The 18,827-nt window shown below is 26.9% G+C and carries 18 protein-coding genes and 1 pseudogene; all 19 read right to left on the bottom strand.

Annotated elements, in window-relative coordinates; all coding sequences use genetic code 11:
• Positions 1-41 precede the first annotated feature (41 nt).
• The gene (locus tag ACFIJ5_RS06450) at positions 42-869 is read right to left on the bottom strand and encodes a substrate-binding domain-containing protein (RefSeq protein ID WP_379805216.1); all 828 of its coding nucleotides are present in this window, start codon (positions 867-869) and stop codon (positions 42-44) included.
• A gap of 131 nt (positions 870-1,000) precedes the next feature.
• Positions 1,001-1,657, bottom strand: a complete 657-nt coding sequence (gene phoU / locus ACFIJ5_RS06445) for a phosphate signaling complex protein PhoU (protein WP_379805214.1) — start codon at positions 1,655-1,657, stop codon at positions 1,001-1,003.
• Between the two features lie 46 nt (positions 1,658-1,703).
• Entirely contained in the window at positions 1,704-2,456 is a 753-nt protein-coding gene (gene pstB, locus ACFIJ5_RS06440; protein ID WP_379805212.1) for a phosphate ABC transporter ATP-binding protein PstB, read from the bottom strand.
• Between the two features lie 11 nt (positions 2,457-2,467).
• Positions 2,468-3,355: a phosphate ABC transporter permease PstA gene (pstA, locus tag ACFIJ5_RS06435; RefSeq protein WP_379805210.1), complete on the bottom strand. Its 888-nt coding sequence runs from the start codon at positions 3,353-3,355 to the stop codon at positions 2,468-2,470.
• Complete coding sequence (pstC, locus tag ACFIJ5_RS06430; protein ID WP_379805207.1) at positions 3,355-4,245, bottom strand: phosphate ABC transporter permease subunit PstC; 891 nt, start codon at positions 4,243-4,245, stop codon at positions 3,355-3,357. The genes pstA and pstC overlap by 1 nt, the downstream gene beginning before the upstream one ends.
• A 90-nt stretch (positions 4,246-4,335) precedes the next feature.
• Positions 4,336-5,223: a phosphate ABC transporter substrate-binding protein gene (locus ACFIJ5_RS06425; RefSeq protein WP_379805204.1), complete on the bottom strand. Its 888-nt coding sequence runs from the start codon at positions 5,221-5,223 to the stop codon at positions 4,336-4,338.
• 256 nt (positions 5,224-5,479) lie between these two features.
• The gene (gene pnpS, locus ACFIJ5_RS06420) at positions 5,480-7,198 is read right to left on the bottom strand and encodes a two-component system histidine kinase PnpS (protein WP_379805201.1); all 1,719 of its coding nucleotides are present in this window, start codon (positions 7,196-7,198) and stop codon (positions 5,480-5,482) included.
• On the bottom strand, positions 7,195-7,896 hold the full coding sequence (locus ACFIJ5_RS06415) for a response regulator (RefSeq protein WP_379805198.1): 702 nt from the start codon (positions 7,894-7,896) through the stop codon (positions 7,195-7,197). Before ACFIJ5_RS06415 ends, pnpS begins: the two co-directional genes overlap by 4 nt.
• Before the next feature lie 11 nt (positions 7,897-7,907).
• Entirely contained in the window at positions 7,908-8,612 is a 705-nt protein-coding gene (gene pgeF / locus ACFIJ5_RS06410) for a peptidoglycan editing factor PgeF (protein WP_379805195.1), read from the bottom strand.
• Positions 8,613-8,645: 33 nt separating this feature from the next.
• Entirely contained in the window at positions 8,646-9,101 is a 456-nt protein-coding gene (nrdR, locus tag ACFIJ5_RS06405; RefSeq protein ID WP_379805191.1) for a transcriptional regulator NrdR, read from the bottom strand.
• A gap of 64 nt (positions 9,102-9,165) precedes the next feature.
• Entirely contained in the window at positions 9,166-9,438 is a 273-nt protein-coding gene (locus tag ACFIJ5_RS06400; protein ID WP_379805188.1) for a YlmC/YmxH family sporulation protein, read from the bottom strand.
• A 192-nt stretch (positions 9,439-9,630) separates the two neighbouring features.
• On the bottom strand, positions 9,631-10,404 hold the full coding sequence (gene sigG, locus ACFIJ5_RS06395; RefSeq protein ID WP_379805185.1) for an RNA polymerase sporulation sigma factor SigG: 774 nt from the start codon (positions 10,402-10,404) through the stop codon (positions 9,631-9,633).
• Between the two features lie 73 nt (positions 10,405-10,477).
• Positions 10,478-11,185, bottom strand: a complete 708-nt coding sequence (sigE, locus tag ACFIJ5_RS06390) for an RNA polymerase sporulation sigma factor SigE (protein ID WP_379805182.1) — start codon at positions 11,183-11,185, stop codon at positions 10,478-10,480.
• A 12-nt stretch (positions 11,186-11,197) separates the two neighbouring features.
• The gene (gene spoIIGA, locus ACFIJ5_RS06385) at positions 11,198-12,004 is read right to left on the bottom strand and encodes a sigma-E processing peptidase SpoIIGA (protein ID WP_379805180.1); all 807 of its coding nucleotides are present in this window, start codon (positions 12,002-12,004) and stop codon (positions 11,198-11,200) included.
• Positions 12,005-12,178: 174 nt separating this feature from the next.
• Complete coding sequence (ftsZ, locus tag ACFIJ5_RS06380; protein ID WP_379805178.1) at positions 12,179-13,315, bottom strand: cell division protein FtsZ; 1,137 nt, start codon at positions 13,313-13,315, stop codon at positions 12,179-12,181.
• Positions 13,316-13,327: 12 nt separating this feature from the next.
• Positions 13,328-14,584, bottom strand: a complete 1,257-nt coding sequence (gene ftsA, locus ACFIJ5_RS06375; RefSeq protein ID WP_379805175.1) for a cell division protein FtsA — start codon at positions 14,582-14,584, stop codon at positions 13,328-13,330.
• Between the two features lie 237 nt (positions 14,585-14,821).
• Positions 14,822-16,095, bottom strand: a pseudogene (locus tag ACFIJ5_RS06370) (glycosyltransferase family 2 protein).
• Positions 16,096-16,468: 373 nt separating this feature from the next.
• The gene (locus tag ACFIJ5_RS06365) at positions 16,469-17,524 is read right to left on the bottom strand and encodes a type IV pilus twitching motility protein PilT (RefSeq protein WP_379805173.1); all 1,056 of its coding nucleotides are present in this window, start codon (positions 17,522-17,524) and stop codon (positions 16,469-16,471) included.
• Between the two features lie 305 nt (positions 17,525-17,829).
• Entirely contained in the window at positions 17,830-18,525 is a 696-nt protein-coding gene (sigK, locus tag ACFIJ5_RS06360) for an RNA polymerase sporulation sigma factor SigK (protein ID WP_379805170.1), read from the bottom strand.
• Positions 18,526-18,827: the final 302 nt, after the last annotated feature.

Here is an 18,827-nt window from a genome sequence, read left to right as displayed (position 1 = left end):
ATCTTCGTCAATGTATAATCAAAAAGAAGAAAAACTCCTTTTTAGGAGTTTGATTCTATACAATACTTATTTATGACCTTTTTTCCATTATCGCTTTTTACATATCTTATAAAATCATTAAGCATATCTTGTTCCATATCATGGTACTGAAGATAAATAGGTATTGACGCTTTATATAAATCACTTTTTAAACTATTAACATTTAATGTAACTCCATTTAATTTTATCATTTTTACACTATCATCAACACTCATTAAAGGTATATATCCTATAGAATTTTCATCATCTTTTATAATTTTTTTTACATATTCTACATCTGAAGCATATTCTATATTTCCTTTTATATTTTCTTTTACAGGCTTATTTAATATATTATCTTCAAAAGCCTTTTGAATAACATTTTCTTTATTTTCATATACTATAGGTTTAATTTGTTGACTTTTATTGTTTAGTTCATTAAAATTTTTTATTTTATTTATATAAATATTTTTCATTTGTTCACTTGTTATATTATCAAGTTTATTATTTTTGTTAACTATTATGGCTAATCCTTCAATTCCTATCATTTCTTCTTGTAAATCCTTAATTTTCAATTTACTATACCCTATTGAAACATAATTATCTTTATCTTTTATTTTTTTTGCTAGCTCTTTTCTTTCTAATATTTCTATATTAATATTATATTTGCTGTTTACATTATAATTTTCCACCAATTCTTTTGCTAAAGGTGCAAATGTACTATTGCTCACTACTACTACATTATTCTCATTCTTCTTATTTTCATCATTTTCTTGTTTTTTTACACTGCCACAAGCACTAAAGGAAAATATACAAAAACTAACTAAAATCCATATTAATTTTTTTTTCATATTTAATTACTCCTATACTTAAATTTCTACATTAGTTTTTGCATTTTTTATTTTATTTATTCCCTGAACTTTTACATAACAAAAATAACTTAATATATAAATAACTTTTATCCATATATGAAAAAATTTAGTTATTCATTTAAATCTACTTGATCTCCTGTAACTAAATATATTGTCCATTCACATATATTAGTTATGTGATCTGCTATTCTTTCTAAAAACTTGCATATAAATAAAAACTGAGTAGCCTGATTTATAGTTTTTGTTTCTTTCATCATCAAAACTAACAGTTCACTAAATATCTGTTTATATATAGCATCTACTTTATCATCCTTTTTACATACAATATAAGCTTTGTCAACATTTCCTTCTACATATGCATCTAATGATTCTTTTAACATTTCTTCTACAATATCAAACATATTTGGTATATCTATAAGTTCTTTAATATAAATTTCATTTTTTAATCTTAGTGTAATCTTAGCTATATCAACTGCATGATCTGCTATTCTCTCTAAATCCGTAACTATTTTACTAGTTGTAAAAATATTTCTTAAATCACCTGCTAAAGGATGCTGCATAGCTATTAGCTTTATGCATCTATCTTCTATTGATTTTTGCATATTATCAACAATGTCATCATCTTTTATTATTTGTTTTGCTAATGTTTCATTTTGATTTACCAAAGCTTCAATACATAAACAAATTTGTTTTTCTACTATACTGCCCATTCTTAAAAGTTCATTATGAAGTCCTTCTAAACTAGATTCAAAATTTTCTCTTAGCACATTAAACACCTCTCATAATATATATCAATTAATTTAAATTAAAAAATTAACCGAATCTACCAGTAATATAGTCCTCTGTTCTCTTATCTTTAGGTCTATAAAATATATCTTCAGTTTTATCACTTTCAATTATCTCACCATTTAAGAAAAACATTGTATTATCAGATACTCTACCCGCCTGCTGCATATTGTGAGTAACAATTATTACCGTATATTTTTGCTTTAAATTTTGTATTAATTCTTCAACCTTTAAAGTTGATATAGGATCTAATGCAGATGTAGGTTCATCCATTAATATAACTTCTGGTTCTACAGCAAGAGTTCTCGCAATACATAATCTTTGCTGTTGACCTCCTGATAGTCCCATACCATTTTTTTTAAGTCTATCTTTTACTTCTTCCCATAAAGCTGCACCTTTTAAACTTTTTTCAACTATTTCATCTAATTTCTTTTTTTCTTTTATTCCATGTATTTTGGGTCCATAAGATACATTATCATATATAGTCATTGGAAAAGGATTTGGCTTCTGAAAAACCATTCCTACTTTTTTCCTAAGTTCTATTACATCCCATTTTTCAGAATATATATTTTTATTTTCATATATAACTTCTCCATCTATTCTTACACTATTTATCAAATCATTCATTCTATTCAAAGTTCTTAAAAAAGTGGATTTACCGCATCCAGATGGGCCTATAAGTGCATTAACAGTGTTCTTTTGAAAGCTAGTGTTTACATTTTTCAATGCCTGATTACTTCCATAATATAAATTCAAATTTTTAGTATATAATATAGTCATACTACGTCCTCCTATTTTTTACCAGTATATAATTCATGTATCTTTTTTCCTAAAATTCTTGCTAAAACATTAAACAATAATACCATCACTATTAGTACAGCTGATGACTTATTTGCAATATCTGCTGCATCAGGTATTATTCCTTCCGAATTTAACTGCCATATATATACAGATAAAGTTTCCGCTGGTCTAAATACATTAAATTGAGAAGAACTTCCAAGTAAATTTGAAGCTGAAAAATTTAAAGATGGTGCACTCATGCCTGCTGTATATAGAAGTGCTGCAGCTTCTCCAAAAATTCTACCAGCTGCAAGTATTACTCCTGTCAATATTTGAGGAAATGCTGCTGGCAGCATTACTTTCCAAATAGTTTGAAATTTAGTAGCTCCTAATCCTAAACTTGCTTGTTTAATATCACTTTTAACAGTTCTAATAGCATTTTCACTTACTCTAGCAAGAGCAGGTAAATTAAGAACAGCTATAGCTAAAGCTCCAGATAAAAGAGTAAATCCCCAATTTGTCATGTTAACAAATACAATAAGTCCAAATAATCCAACTACTATAGATGGTAGAGACGCTAATGTTTCAATACATAATCTTATGAAATTTAAAATTCTACCTTCTTTTGCGTATTCTGCTAAATATATTCCTGCTCCTACTCCTAAAGGAACACTTATTAGTAAAGATATGATTAACATATAAAAAGAATTAAATAATTGAGGTGCTATTCCTCCTCCACTTTCCATTATTTTAGGTTCTCCAAATAAAAACTTAGGACTCAAAAAATTTCTCCCTTTAAATAAAATATAACCTATTAAAGAGATTAATAATAATATGACTAAAGCTGAAACTCCATATAATACTGCCGTCCAAAATTTATCTTTAGCCTTAACATTCATTAAATGTCACCTCTTTTTCCAATAGCTCTTATGATTAAAATAAACACAAATGATATTATTAATAATAACAATGCTAATGACCATAATGCATCATTCCATGCTGTTCCTGTCAAAGTATTTGCCATATCCATAGTCAATACACTTGTTAATGTAGTAGTTGGTTTTATTAAACTATCTACCATTCGTATGGAATTACCAATAACCATTTGAACTGCTAATGCTTCACCAAACGCTCTAGCAAGACCCAAAACAATGCCAGTTAAAATACCATTTTTTGATGATGGTATTATTACTTTTGTTATTGTTTGCCATCTTGTAGCACCCACCCCGTATGAAGCTTCAATATATTCTTTAGGTATACTTCTTACAGCATCTGAAGAAATACTAGCAATAGTAGGTAATATCATTATACTTAATACTAATATACCAGCAAGTAAACTAAATCCAACTCCTCCAAAAATATTTTTTATAAAAGGAATTAGTACACTGATTCCTACCCACCCATAAACAACTGATGGTATACCTACAAATACTTCCATAGCTGGTTGTAAAATCATTTTCCCCAGTTTAGGTGATATATAATTCATAAAAATGGCTAATGCTATACCCACTGGTGTACTTAATAAAACTGCACCTAGTGACACTAAAACTGATGCAACTAAAAATATTAAAGCACCAAATTTAGGTTTATCTGCATCAGGTCTCCATTCTGATGAAAATAAGAAATTTGTTATAGAATAATTATGTGTTGTAAAAGTTTTTATTCCTTTAAAAGCTATAAATCCTATTATAGCTAATGTTAAAATTACAATAAGAAATCCACAAAATATAGAAAAACCTTTACCAAAATATTCATTTTTAAACTTTTGCCACAATGTTGTTTTCTTCATAATACCAATCCTCTAATTATAAGATTTATTATATATTTAAATTTTAAAGATTAAGAAGGGTCTTAAATAACCCTTTCTTAATTTTATCTATTATTTTTTCATGTCACTTATTGGTATATATCCTAATTTGTCAATTGTAGCTTTATTATCTTCACTAATCATGTAATCTAAGAAAGCCTTAGTAAGTCCTTTAGCTTCACCTTTAGTATACATGTGCTCATATGACCAAAATGGATACTCATTAGAAATTATATTTTCTTTTGTAGCCTCCACATCATTAATTTTTAACATCTTTATATCTTTCTTAACATCTTCTGTTATATAAGATAATGCTAAATAACTTATTGAACCTTCTGTTTGTTTCATAGCAACTCTAACATTACCACTTGAATCCTGAGTAGTTCCTAATCCTTCTTTTTCATCTTTTTTGTCCATTATTGTTTGTTTAAAAGCTGTTCTAGTACCAGATGATTTTGATCTATTAATAACATTTATTTTTTTATCTTCTCCCCCTACTTCTTTCCAATTTGTGATTTTACCTGTAAATATATCTTGTACTTGATCTTTAGTTAATGAATCTACTTTTACATCTTTATGAACTACTACTGCAAATCCAATAGCACAAACTTTGTGATCAACTAAGTGCTTAGCTAAAGATTTATCTTTTAATTTAAGCTCTGCATCTACATCAGAGTTTCCTATTTCTACATTACCAGCTGCAACTTGATTACAACCAGCTCCGCTTCCTCCCCCTTGAACATTAATAATTGCTTTTGGATTTTTAGCTGTAAAATTCTTTGATGCCTGCTGTACTAAAGGTTGTAATGCTGATGATCCAACTGCTGTTATTGTCCCAGAGATTTCTGTATTATTTTTAATATTTGTTTTATCTTCACTTTTTCCACACCCTACAAATAACCCTGCTGTCATAGTAATTGCTAATGCAGCAATTATACCCTTAAAAGTTTTTCTTTTCATTCTTTTAACCTCCATCCATATTTAAAGTTATCTACCACTGTATTACAATATTGATAATACAGTGTTAAAGTTAAGAACTTATTACACTATTGTTAATTAACATTTACATAATGTTAACTAATTTTAACAAAAGCAAAAGCACATATTGCATAAAAAATCCATGATATGAGCATGTGTTAATTTACACTCATATCATGGATTTCATCAACTGAAATATACTATTTTATTGTGACTTCACCTTTTAATCTATAAAAATCTAGTTACTAACCTTTTCTGTGTTATATGGCACTTTTATAATAAATTTACTTCCTACACCAACTTCACTTTCAACTTCTATAGTACCATTTAATCCTAATACTATATGCTTTACAATAGCAAGACCGAGTCCAGTACCTCCTTTACTTCTAGATCTTGCCTTATCTACTCTATAAAACCGTTCAAATAATCTTGCGATATGTTCTTCTTGAATACCCATTCCTGTATCTTTAACCCATATAGTGCAAAAATTTTTTTCCTTCTTAGTTCCTATATATACCTTATCTCCTCGTTCTGAGTATTTAATAGCATTATCTATTAAATTTATCATCATTTGTTTAAAACGATCAACGTTACCTAAAATAGGAGGTACTTTATTACCTACAATATTTAATTCTATTCCCTTCTTTTCTGCCATGTTCTTAATTAAACTACATATATTATCAATGATATTATTTACATTAATATATTCTTCTTTATTATCTCTATATTGTTCAATATCTGAAAGAACTAAAATATCACTTATTAATCTCGTAAGTCTTTCAGCTTCATCATTTATTATATTTAAAAATTTATTACGGGTTTGTGAATCATCTACATACTTTAAAGTTTCAGCAAATCCCTTTATAGATGTTAAAGGTGTTTTTAATTCATGTGATACATTTGCTACAAATTGACTTCTTATATTTTCTAATTTTCTTATATCTGTTATATCTTGAACTACCGCTACTGTTCCTATATGTTCACTTCTATTTATTATATCAGCTGTCTTTATTCTTAATATTCTTTCACTGGGCCAAGTAATTTTTATTTCATTATAATCATTATTACTACTTATAAAAATTTTCTCTAAATCATAATTCCTTATAGTATCTAATAGATTCTTACCTATTGTATTTGTATCAATATCAAATATTTTTTCTGCATAAGGATTTATCATTATTATCTTAAAATTTCTATCTATAGCTATTATTCCACTATCCATGCTTCTAAGAATAGCCTCTAATCTAGTTTGTTTTTCTATAGAATCATTAAGACTATATTGCAGTTCATCTGCCATTTTATTAAAATTTTTTCCTAGCTCTCCTATTTCATCTTGGGACGTGACATTTACTCTTCTATTTAATTCTCCCTTAGCTATTCTTGAAGTAGTAAAGTCTAAATCTTTTACAGGCTTTATTATTATATAAGAAAGTTTATTAGAAAATAATACTGCAATACAAAAGACAAGTATAACTACTAAAAAATAATATCTTAGATATGAAGTTGTAAAGTTTCCTATTACATCCATTGACATAGAACTTCTTATTATGTATTTATCTTCTAGCACACTAGCATAATATATAGTATTTTTTCCTGTTGATTTACTTGTTCTCTTATCATATCCTTCACCTTTTACTCTTGCAACTTGTACTTCTTTCCTTTTACTATGATTATCCATAGCATTGCTATCAGCAACAGAATCAAATAATACCTTTCCTTGTTTATCTATATATGTGATACGTATTTTAGAATCCTTATAATTTGAGCCAAAAAATACTTTTTTACTTTTTATATTATTACTCTTTATTAAGCTTATAACTATTTTATTGTTATGTTTTAATTCTTGTTTTATATTTTGTTCATATTGAAAATTTACTATAGAAATAAATAGAATAGTTATTACAAATAATGTTATTAATATTAAAGTAGATATGTATACCATTAGTTTCTTTTTCATAATTCATCGCCAGAGTTAAATCTATATCCTATTCCTCTAATAGTTTGTATGAATTTAGGATTTTTATCATCATCCTCAATTTTTTTTCTAATATGTCTTATGTGTACGTCAACAGTCCTTGTTTCCCCAATATATTCATAACCCCATATTGTATCCAAAAGAATTTCTCTAGTCATCACTTTGCCTCTATTTTGTATTAGTATTTGTAATAAATCAAACTCTTTTAATGTTAAATCAATTTCTTTATTATTTTTTAATACTTGATGTTTTTGAAAATCAATAGAAACATTACCAAATATAAAATTATTATCTATAACTTTTACATTTGTTCTTCTCAATACTGCTTTCACTCTTGCAACTAATTCTCGTACAGAAAAAGGTTTAGTTATGTAATCATCTGCTCCTAGCTCTAATCCTAATATTTTATCAATTTCTTCTCCTTTAGCAGTAATCATAATAATTGGAATATATGAAATGTTTTTATCTCCTCTTATTTGTTTACATACATCGTAACCATCTATGCCTGGAAGCATTAAATCAAGTAATATAAGTTTAGGTCTTTCTTCCTTTGCAATTTCTAATGCTTTTACCCCATTTTCTGCACAAATGACCTTATATCCATTACTCTCTAAATTGTATTTTATTAACTCTCTTATGTGTTCTTCATCATCTACCACTAAAATTTTCTGGTCCAACACTACAATACCTCCTATTTTATAGCTATAAATGAAAACATTCTTTTTTTACTTTTATTTTTTCTGTAAGAAAACCAGTTATTGTTAATATCACAAAAAGTACAATTTTTTATAATATGAATATTTTTTTGTAATATATTTTTCATTCTAAGTTGTTTATCTATGCACTTAGTTAAATCTAATTTATTATCATTTATAACTTCTCTTCCATATAAATCATTTAACTCGAACTTTTCTTTTACATCGTTTCCTATTTCATAACAACATTTTGATATATGAGGACCAATATATATAACTATATTTTCAATTTTAGAGCCATATTCTTGAATCATTTTATCTATAGTTTTTGAGACAATTAAATTAAAAGTTCCCTTCCATCCACTATGAACTGCAGCAATTACTTTCTTTTTTTTATCAAAAATAAGAACTGGTACACAGTCTGCTGTAAAAACTCCTATTGCAACACCCTTATTATTAGTTATTAATGCATCGCCTTGATGAATTTGTCCATCATAATTATAAATTAAATCACTATGAATCTGATTTAAATAGCCTACTTCGTTAACATTAAACCACTGTTTTAATTTATCTAAATTTTCGATGCCTTCTAAACTGTTTTTATTAAAATTTAATTCACCTTCACCTGTAGAAAAATACAGTTTTATATTTTCATATTCTTCACCAATAAATTTATGATTATTAATAGTCTTAAAAATCATACTTCACCTCACAAATTTTAAAATATAATACTCTTACTTATTACCCATTAAATTTTTTATTTCTTCCATAAAAGTATTTATATCTTTAAATTGTCTGTATACAGATGCGAATCTTACATAAGATACTTCATCAACCATCTTTAATCTATTCATTATCATTTCTCCAATATCTTTTGAGCTTACTTCTGTACACATTCTATTACTTAATTGCTTTTCAACTTCTTCTGCTATTTGTTCTATTTGAGCCCTTGAGACTGGCCTTTTTTGACATGCCTTTATAAGTCCATTTATTATTTTGGATTTATCAAAATATTCTCTACTTAAATCTTTTTTAATAACTAAAATAGGTATATCCTCAACTTTTTCATAAGTCGTATATCTTTTACTACAACTTAAGCATTCTCTTCTTCTCCTTATTGCCATGCTATCTTCAGTAGATCTGGAATCTACTACCTTACTTTCTGTATATCCACAATATGGACACTTCACTACTTTCACGTCCTTTTTATAATATAATGTATATTAAATATTATACACTATTTTTGTCAAATTTCTACTCTTTATTATTTAATATTATTTCATTGGCCTCAACAAGTATAACGTCTACCCCTATTTTCTTTATGCTATCCCATGGTATTTCTAAATCTTCATTCTTATTAAACCAAGAACTTTTCCCACTAGGTAATACTATGGAAACAACTTTATGAGCACTACTATCTATTTTAAAATCTTTAATAAAGCCTAACTTTTCACCAGAATTAATATCAATTATCTCCATCATTTTTAAATTATTCATTGAAAACATATTCATATATCCTTCACCCATCCTCTATAAATATTAAAAAATTTAATATAGTTATTAATAATTATGAGCATATTAATAAACATATTACTTTGAAAATAAAACCTATGAAATATAAACTTAACTTAAAGCCAAGTTTTACTATAATTAATTTTTTTTACTTATAATATTATAAAAAAGAGAGTAAAATTTTTTTAAATTTTTACTCTCCTTCTATTATATATATTTTCTCATATGTTTTAATGCTGTTTTTTCTAATCTTGACACTTGAGCTTGAGAAATACCTATCTCATCTGCAACTTCCATTTGAGTTCTTCCATTGAAAAATCTTAAAGATAATATAAGTTTTTCCCTATCATTTAATTTTTTCATTGCTTCTTTTATAGATATGTTTTCTATCCAATTTTCATCAAAATTTTTATTATCACTTATTTGATCCATAACATAAATAGCATCTCCACCATCATGATAAATTGGCTCAAACAATGATACAGGATCTTGTATTGCATCTAGTGCAAAAACTACTTCTTCCCTAGGCATATTAAGTGCCTTAGCTATCTGTGTTATCGTTGGTTCTTTATTATCTTTAGCTACCAACTTATCTCTTACTTGTAAAGCCTTATACGCTATATCTCTCAAAGATCTACTTACTCTTATAGAATTATTATCTCTTAAATATCGCCTAATTTCACCTATTATCATAGGAACAGCATATGTAGAAAATTTAACATTTTGACTTAAATCGAAATTATCAATTGCCTTAATCAATCCTATACATCCTACTTGGAATAAATCATCAACATTTTCCCCTCTATTATTAAATCTTTGGATCACACTTAAAACTAATCTTAAATTTCCTCTAATAAAACTTTCTCTACATGTTGTATCACCATCTTTCATTCTTAGAAGTAATTCTTTCATTTGCTTTTCTTTAAGTACTGGTAATTTAGAAGTATTTACACCGCATATTTCCACTTTGTTTATCATCATATATTACCGCCCCTTTATCATACTTGCATTTTAATTATTTCCTTAAGAGGCGGTTTTTATACTCTAAGACAACCTATATCATTCTACTAATTTCTTTTTTTAATTTCTTTATTATTCTTTTTTCTAATCTAGATATATATGATTGTGATATCCCTAATAAATCAGCTACTTCCTTTTGTGTTTTTTCTTTAGCCCCATTGAGTCCAAACCTCATTTTAACAATTTCTTTCTCTCTCTCATTTAATTTTTTCATAGCTAATAACAATAATTGCCTGTCAACTTCATCTTCTATTAAATCATATACTTCATCATTTTCTGTTCCTAATATATCTGAAAGTAAAAGTTCATTTCCATCCCAATCAATATTTAATGGTTCATAAAAAGATATTTCAGCCTTAACCTTACTATTTCTTCTTAAATACATTAAAATTTCATTTTCTATACATCTTGAAGCATAAGTAGCTAATTTTATTTTTTTACTTGGATCAAATGTGTTTACTGCTTTTATAAGTCCAATTGTTCCCACAGAAATTAAATCTTCTATGTTTATACCTGTATTTTCAAATTTTCTAGCTATATATACTACTAATCTTAGATTTCTCTCAATAAGTATACTTCTAACGCTTTCATCGCCTATTGTTAATTTGTTTACTAAAATATCCTCTTCGCTCTTCGTAAGTGGTGGAGGTAATGCATCATTTCCTCCAATATAATATAAATTTCTAAAAAACACTTTAAACTTCATTAAAACATTATTTAATAACACCTTAATTTTAAACATATTAAGCCTCCATTACTCAAATATTCCTCTAGATAGTAAAGCTTGATAATCATTATATTTACTCAACTTTTGTTTACAAAATGCAATTATAACTTCTTTAGTTTCTTTCTCTCCATCTTTATAATAAATTTTTATAAATTTAGGTTTAAATGCTTCCAACTTATCACAGGCTCCATTTATAGTTTTATATGGTATATATAATCTTCTATCCTTTTCTATTTCATATGGTACTTCTTTTTTTTCTACTATAACCACTGGTAAATTTGTTACTGGCTCTCTCAATTCATTTCCTGTATCTAAAAAAGCTTTTAACCTTGGAGTACATTTGTCCGTTACAATCTCAATGTCATAAATCAATTTTTTTAACATTACTCTTTCTTTAACGTGAATAATTACTCTATGAATGAAAATATATATAATCATAAAAGATAATATTAATTTTTTATAAGTAAAATTCACTATTGATATATTAATAACATTTAAAACACTCTTACCTTGAAGTTGAACAAATAAACACATTCCAGCTAATACCATTGAATAAAATATAAAGATAATGGTTGTCTTTATATTAAACACTACATCCTTTTGTCTAAATGCAATAAATATCATAATAAATGCCATAAATAACTTAAAGCAAAGATAACTTAAAATTTTAGATTTTGAATATAATAATATAACTATATACATACTTCCAACTAAAGATGCTAATACTAGCTTTTTTACATAAACTTTTATTTTGATTGTCTGACCTGTTACGTATAAAATAAATAAGTTAATGATAAAATTCTCAATAAATACTACATCAACATATATTATCAAGTTAACACCCCTAAGATAATTATATACCGTTTTGCAATAAAATTTTGTCATTTTTTAACAGCTAAATATTTTTTTATTTTTCCGTTTTTCGTCATAAAAATTTAATAATAGGAATTTACAACTTATTAAAATACAAAAAATAAAAAAGTGCCAAATGGCACTTTTTTTTAATTACTACCTATTTTGTCTTCTTAAAAATGCAGGTATTTCAAGTTCTTCCTCTGTATAATCTCTTGTTACAGCTGCTTCTTCATTACTCTTTCTTTCTTTTCTATTTTCTAAATTTCCAAACATATTTGTATTTCTAGAATCATTATTTGATACTTTTCCATTTGATACTTTTCCATTTAATTCTTTCTCTTCTTCAAATCCTGTAGCAATTACAGTAATTCTTATTTCATCTTTTAATTCTTCATCTATAACTGCACCAAAAATTATATTTGCATCTGGATCTGCTGCATCTTGTACAATCTCTGCAGCCTCATTTATTTCTAGCAATCCTAAATCAGATCCACCAGTAATATTTAGAAGTACTCCAGTAGCACCTACAATAGAAGTTTCAAGTAATGGACTAGATATAGCTTGTTTAGCAGCTTCTTGAGCTCTACTATCACCAGTAGCTTTTCCAACACCCATATGAGCTAAACCTCTATCCAACATTATAGTTCTAACATCAGCAAAATCCAGATTTACAAGTCCAGGTATAGTAATTAAATCTGATATACCTTGTACACCTTGTCTTAAAACATCATCTGCTAATTTAAAAGAATCCATCAAAGAAGTTTTCTTATCAACCATGGTAAGCAATCTTTCATTAGGAATAGTTACTAATGTATCTACCCTATCTTTTAAATTTTTGATACCCATTTCTGCATTTAACATTCTTTTTCTACCTTCAAAAGGAAAAGGTTTTGTAACAACTCCTACAGTTAGGATTCCCATTGATTTAGCAATTTCTGCAACTACTGGAGCAGCTCCTGTACCAGTTCCGCCTCCCATACCTGCTGTAATAAACACCATATCAGCGCCTTTTATTGCTTGTGAAATCTCATCCTTACTTTCTTCTGCAGCTTTTTGACCAATCTCAGGATTAGCACCTGCACCTAGTCCTTTTGTTAGTTTATCACCAATTTGAATTTTTTGTGAAGCTTGTGATAACCTTAAAGCTTGCTTGTCTGTATTTATAGCTATAAACTCCACATTTTTTAATCCTTCTTTTATCATTCGGTTGATGGCGTTATTTCCTCCGCCTCCACAACCTATTACCTTTATTTGAGCAAATTCTTGAACATCCACATCAAAATCTAGCACAATAATACCTCCTTATTTATAAAAGAAATCCGTAAAAAATTCTCGCATTTTATTAAAAAAGCCATCATTATTTTCTTCATCATACTCTACTTTATTATTAACTTTATCATTAACATGCTCATTGGTATTAGGACTTTGTAAATGTTTATAACTATTTGCAACATCTTCTACTATCCCAACACAAGTAGCATACAATGGACTATTAGCTCCTGTATAATGTGGAGAACCTATTCTCACTGACTTTCCTAATATTTCTCTAGCAAATTCCTCTATTCCCTTAATAAAAGAAATTCCTCCACCTACTATTACAATTTCACTAATCTCATCATAATAATTATTCTTAATGAGATTCTGTTTAACAAAATATAAAATTTCTTCTACTCTTGCTTCAATTATTTGATTCAAAACATTATAGTCAATTTCTATAACACTATCATAAGCTGAATTAACCTTAATTTTTTCATTATAGTCTTCATTGGTCTTTACTATATTTGCATACTTTGTTTTTATCTTTTCAGCCTCTGAATATGGTATTTTTAGACATAGTGAAATATCGTTAGATATATTATTTCCTCCAAGTGAGATCATATCCGTTCCACATAAATTTTCAGATTTAAAAACAGACATTTCTGTGTTTTGAGCTCCAACATCTACTAGAACTGTTCCCATTTCAACCTCTTCCCTATCAAGAACAATTTTTGAAATGGCTAAAGGCTGAAGAACAATACCTTTAATTCTAACTTCTGCTCTATTTACACTTTTAAAGAGATTATTTATTATCGTTGATTTTGCTACAATAACTTGTGCTTCTACCTCTAATCTTAATCCACTCATGCCTATTGGTTCCTTAATATTTTCGTAACCATCTACAATATATTGTTGAGGTACAACCCCTATAATTTCTTTATCGGATGGTACAGAAATAAGTTTAGCAGCCTGTAATACTCTATCTACATCATTTTTCTTTATTTCTCTATCTTCAGAAGATATTGCTATAACCCCTTTATTCCATATTAATTCACTGATTTCTCCTGGTAGTGATATATAGACATCTTTTATTTCAATATCCACCATTCTTTCAAGTTGAACTATACATTCATTAATTGCTTTAGCAGTATCATCTATATCAACTACTACGGATTTTTTTATCCCTGTACATTTAACAGAAGTTATCCCAATAATTTGTAGTTTATTATACTTATCAAATTTTCCTACTGCAGCACATACCTTTGATGATCCAATATCTATTCCTATTATGTATTCATTCATTTAAGTCTTCTTCCCCCCTTATAAGACCACCTTTAAACTAATATATTCAACACTAATACTCTTTTTCCTCTTATTTAAAAATTTTTTTTTACACTATTAATACTTTTAATTATAACATAAAAAAAGGAAAGATGGTAATGTTCCTAAAATTTTAAAATATTTTTTAATTCTATTCAAAAACATATATTTATTTATGTTTTTTAACAATAAAAAAGGAGAAAAGTTTTACCTTTCCCCCTAATTTGCTTTCTCTAATTCGGTTATTTTTACACTTCTAGTATGACGTGTATGTGACCATTCTTTATTATTTTTGTTTAACACACCTTGTATAGATATTGGTAACCAAGTTATTAAGTAAAACGGATATATTATGTAGTAACAAAATATTTTAAAATCTAATTTTTTGTCTAATATTAATAAGAAAGGTGTGTATATAAATTGTAATATACCTAAAATTACAGCTCCAACAACAATCATATTAATATTTATGGAATAAATATATGCATCCAAATTCGCTATCACATTATAAGCCTTCATAAAATACTTAGCACCAGAAACCAACATAGAAATTCCTAACAATATTGTAACTATAGGTTGTATACTATATACTGCACAATCCAAAGCTTTAAAATCCAACTTAGTAATAGCTCTCTTCATCAATTTGAAAAAATATCTGCTAGCTACATCTGCAAATCCTTGCATCCATCTTCTTCTTTGATTCCAAGATTGTTTTAATTGTAATGGTTTTTCGTCATAAATTACAGCATCATGTGCCCATCCAACTTTATAACCATTTAAAACCAGCTTACATGAAAACTCTAAGTCTTCTGTCAAACAAGTAGCACCCCAACCTAGCTGTTTTAAAATTTCAGTATCAATGCAAAATCCTGTACCACCTAATTGACTAGATAAACCTATATTACTTCTAGATAATTGAAACATTCTGTTTGTAGACCAAAATGCAATAGAATAACTTCCTGTTATCCAAGTATCATGAGGATTTTTACTATCTAAATAACCTTGAACCACTTTATAACCTTCACATAACTTTTTATTCATTTCTTTTAAGAAGTTCTTTGATGCTAAATTATCTGCGTCAAACACTGCGACAGCATCATACTTTTTATCCATTTTAAATATTATACTGAACATCCATTCTAAAGCATACCCTTTTCCTTTTTTGTCTTTATCCTCTCTTTCGTATACTATAGCTCCAGCATTTTTAGCTTTCTCTGCTGTATTATCTTCACAATTATCAGCTATAACAAAAATATCATATAACTCTTTTGGATATTCAAGCATTTTCAAACTTAAAACAATATCTTGAATAACTACTTCTTCGTTATGTGCTGCTACAATCAGAGCAAACTTCTTTCTAGGTTGTATGTCATTATTATCCTTTTTTCTCCAAATTCCAAAAAAGATATACATAAATAATACATTGAAATAATAAATACTATATCTGTAAAAGTTCGTGATAGGATGTTTACTATTCCTTTCAACACAATCACAAGAATCCCCCCTAATTCAACAGATATTTTAGCACAAATTCATATTAATTACTATAGTATTTTTAACAATTTACATAAAATATATTATTTTTAATATATATTTAATATATATTTTGAAAAAATAAAACATATAATTTAATATATGGGTTTTAAAGTAAAATTTATTGAATATTATTCTATGGTTAATAATTTCAATTTTATAATTATTTTACTTCATACAACAAAGGGGATTTTTAATTAATACTCCTATTAACCCAAAAATTATAATAAATAATCTAATCATATAACTATATAAATAAGTTATATGATTAGTTTTTCACTAAAAGTATTGATTATACCATTTTTATAATAAAAATATATAATAGTTTAAATTTTACATTGACAACATTCTTGTTAACAGTTCTTTATCACTAGCATATGTCAATGCTGTATCATATAATATTTGTTTACGTTTATACAACTCAGACAAAGATTTATCCATTGTCTTCATACCATATTTAACACCTGTTTGGACAGATGATTGAATTTGATACGTCTTTCCTTCTCTAATTAAGTTCTGTATTGCAGGAGTAGCTACCATAATTTCTAATGCCGGCAATCTCCCTTTTCCATCTAAATTAGGAACTAATTGTTGTGAAACTATTCCTTGAATAACTGCAGCTAATTGAACCCTCACTTGCTGTTGTTGATGTGGAGGAAACACATCTATTATTCTATCAATAGTCTTTGCTGCACCAATTGTATGCAAAGTAGATAATACCAAATGTCCTGTTTCTGCTGCTGTAAGAGCTATTGATATAGTTTCTAAATCTCTCATCTCTCCAACTAAAATAACATCAGGATCTTCACGAAGAATAGCTCTCAATGCATTTTTATAATTATTTGTATCTTTTCCAATTTCTCTTTGATTTATTATTGATTTATTATGCTTATGTAAAAATTCAATAGGATCTTCAAGCGTAATTATATGAGCAGATCTAGAAGAATTTATCTCATTTACCATTGCTGCAAGCGTAGTACTTTTGCCACTACCCGTTGGACCTGTTACTAATACCATCCCCCTATGATTTTTTGTTAGTTTTTTAATAACTGCTGGCATCTTTAATTCATCTAAAGTGGGAACTTTTAATCTTACTACTCTTATGGCAATTGCACTACTTCCTCTTTGCTTAAATATATTCACTCTAAATCTTCCTACACCTGATAAAGAATATGAAGTATCCATTTCTCCTTTTTTCATATATTCACCATATAAATCTTTTAGTATTTCTTTTGCAAAATTTTCTGTATCATTTTGAGTTAAATTTTCATCTTCTATTGTTTTAAGTTCACCATTAATTCTTGCTGTAGGAGGTATACCTACAGTCAAATGTAAATCTGAAGAATTATTTTTTACTGTTTTTTCTAATAAATCGTTTAATGTTATCACTTTCATTATCCTCCTGCAATATATTTTATGCTTAACTTACACTTTTAATGTATTTACTGTATCAATATTTACAAAATTTAATATTCTTTTATTTTATTATCTCATAAGTATTGTATTAGAAAAAGTATTATATATTATTTATCGTATATTTTTCATAAACTTTATTGCAGATTATTATTTATAAGTAATATTCCTTAGTATATTATATAATCCTTAATTAGTCCTTATATATTGTTTTTATACAATTTTTTTAATTACTGTGTAAACTACTATTATAATCTTTATGTTAAAAATTTATTTATCAATTAGCAAGAAGTATTTAACTCTTTATATAGTCTCCTTAAAGCTCTTTTTTCTAATCTTGAAACATACGATCTAGATATGCCTAAAATATTAGCAATCTCCCTTTGAGTTTTTGGCTTTCCATCTACTAATCCATATCTCATTTTGATAATAAATCTCTCTCTTCCTTGCAGTACTTCTTCAATTTTTTTATATAACTTTTTTAATTGTATTCTATTCTCAACAATTTCAATTATAGAATCTTCATCACTACTCAATACATCCATAAGTGAAATTTCATTGCCTTCTTTATCTATACCAATAGGATCTTGTAAATATATTTCCCCTTTGGTCTTTTTATTATTTCTAATAAGCATTAGAATTTCATTTTCAATACATCTTGCAGCATAAGTTGCTAACCTTGTTCCCTTAGAACTATCAAACGAATCTATTGCTTTAATTAGTCCTATTGTTCCTATAGATATTAAATCGTCTATTTCCTTGTTAGGATAAGAATATTTTTTTACTATATGAGCAACTAACCTTAAATTCCTTTCTATTAATATATTTTTCGCTAATATATCTCCTTCTTTTAATTTATCCAAATAATATTTTTCCTCTTTGGGACTTAATGGTTTAGGAAAAGTATTATTAGTAACATACGCTGTTAAAAGAGTAGTGTTACTCAAAATATCTAATAAGTAATTTAATGAAATCACAAGTAATCCCCCTATTAGTGCTTATTACTATAATATGTAGTTAAGCAAAAAAAGTGCATGTACATTTAAATCATAAATAAAAAATTTATAAGCATCTATTTCTTCTAAAAATTTGTTGTAAATATAATAAAGACACTATCAATTAATATGATAGTGTCTTTGCTAACTCAACTATGTTACTACTACATCTAAGCCTCAAATAGAGTTTTTACTCCATCTGAAGCTTAGATATATCTTTATTTTAACAAGAGTTTTTTTATGAAAAACATACTTATTTATTTTTTGAACTTTAATCTTTATAC

This window comes from Haloimpatiens myeolchijeotgali (assembly GCF_042688525.2).
GTDB lineage: Bacteria > Bacillota > Clostridia > Clostridiales > Clostridiaceae > Haloimpatiens.
This window is presented reverse-complemented; position numbering and strand designations above follow the sequence as displayed.

Coding starts and splice junctions, on each gene's coding strand:
- ACFIJ5_RS06425 (WP_379805204.1), bottom strand. CDS start 5,223: ATGAAAAGAAAAACTTTTAAGGGTATAATTGCTGCATTAGCAATTACT.
- pstA (WP_379805210.1), bottom strand. CDS start 3,355: ATGAATGTTAAGGCTAAAGATAAATTTTGGACGGCAGTATTATATGGA.
- ACFIJ5_RS06400 (WP_379805188.1), bottom strand. CDS start 9,438: ATGGGTGAAGGATATATGAATATGTTTTCAATGAATAATTTAAAAATG.
- pnpS (WP_379805201.1), bottom strand. CDS start 7,198: ATGAAAAAGAAACTAATGGTATACATATCTACTTTAATATTAATAACA.
- pstB (WP_379805212.1), bottom strand. CDS start 2,456: ATGACTATATTATATACTAAAAATTTGAATTTATATTATGGAAGTAAT.
- ftsA (WP_379805175.1), bottom strand. CDS start 14,584: ATGAATGAATACATAATAGGAATAGATATTGGATCATCAAAGGTATGT.
- pgeF (WP_379805195.1), bottom strand. CDS start 8,612: ATGATTTTTAAGACTATTAATAATCATAAATTTATTGGTGAAGAATAT.
- sigG (WP_379805185.1), bottom strand. CDS start 10,404: ATGATGATAAACAAAGTGGAAATATGCGGTGTAAATACTTCTAAATTA.
- ACFIJ5_RS06450 (WP_379805216.1), bottom strand. CDS start 869: ATGAAAAAAAAATTAATATGGATTTTAGTTAGTTTTTGTATATTTTCC.
- sigE (WP_379805182.1), bottom strand. CDS start 11,185: ATGTTTAAAATTAAGGTGTTATTAAATAATGTTTTAATGAAGTTTAAA.
- pstC (WP_379805207.1), bottom strand. CDS start 4,245: ATGAAGAAAACAACATTGTGGCAAAAGTTTAAAAATGAATATTTTGGT.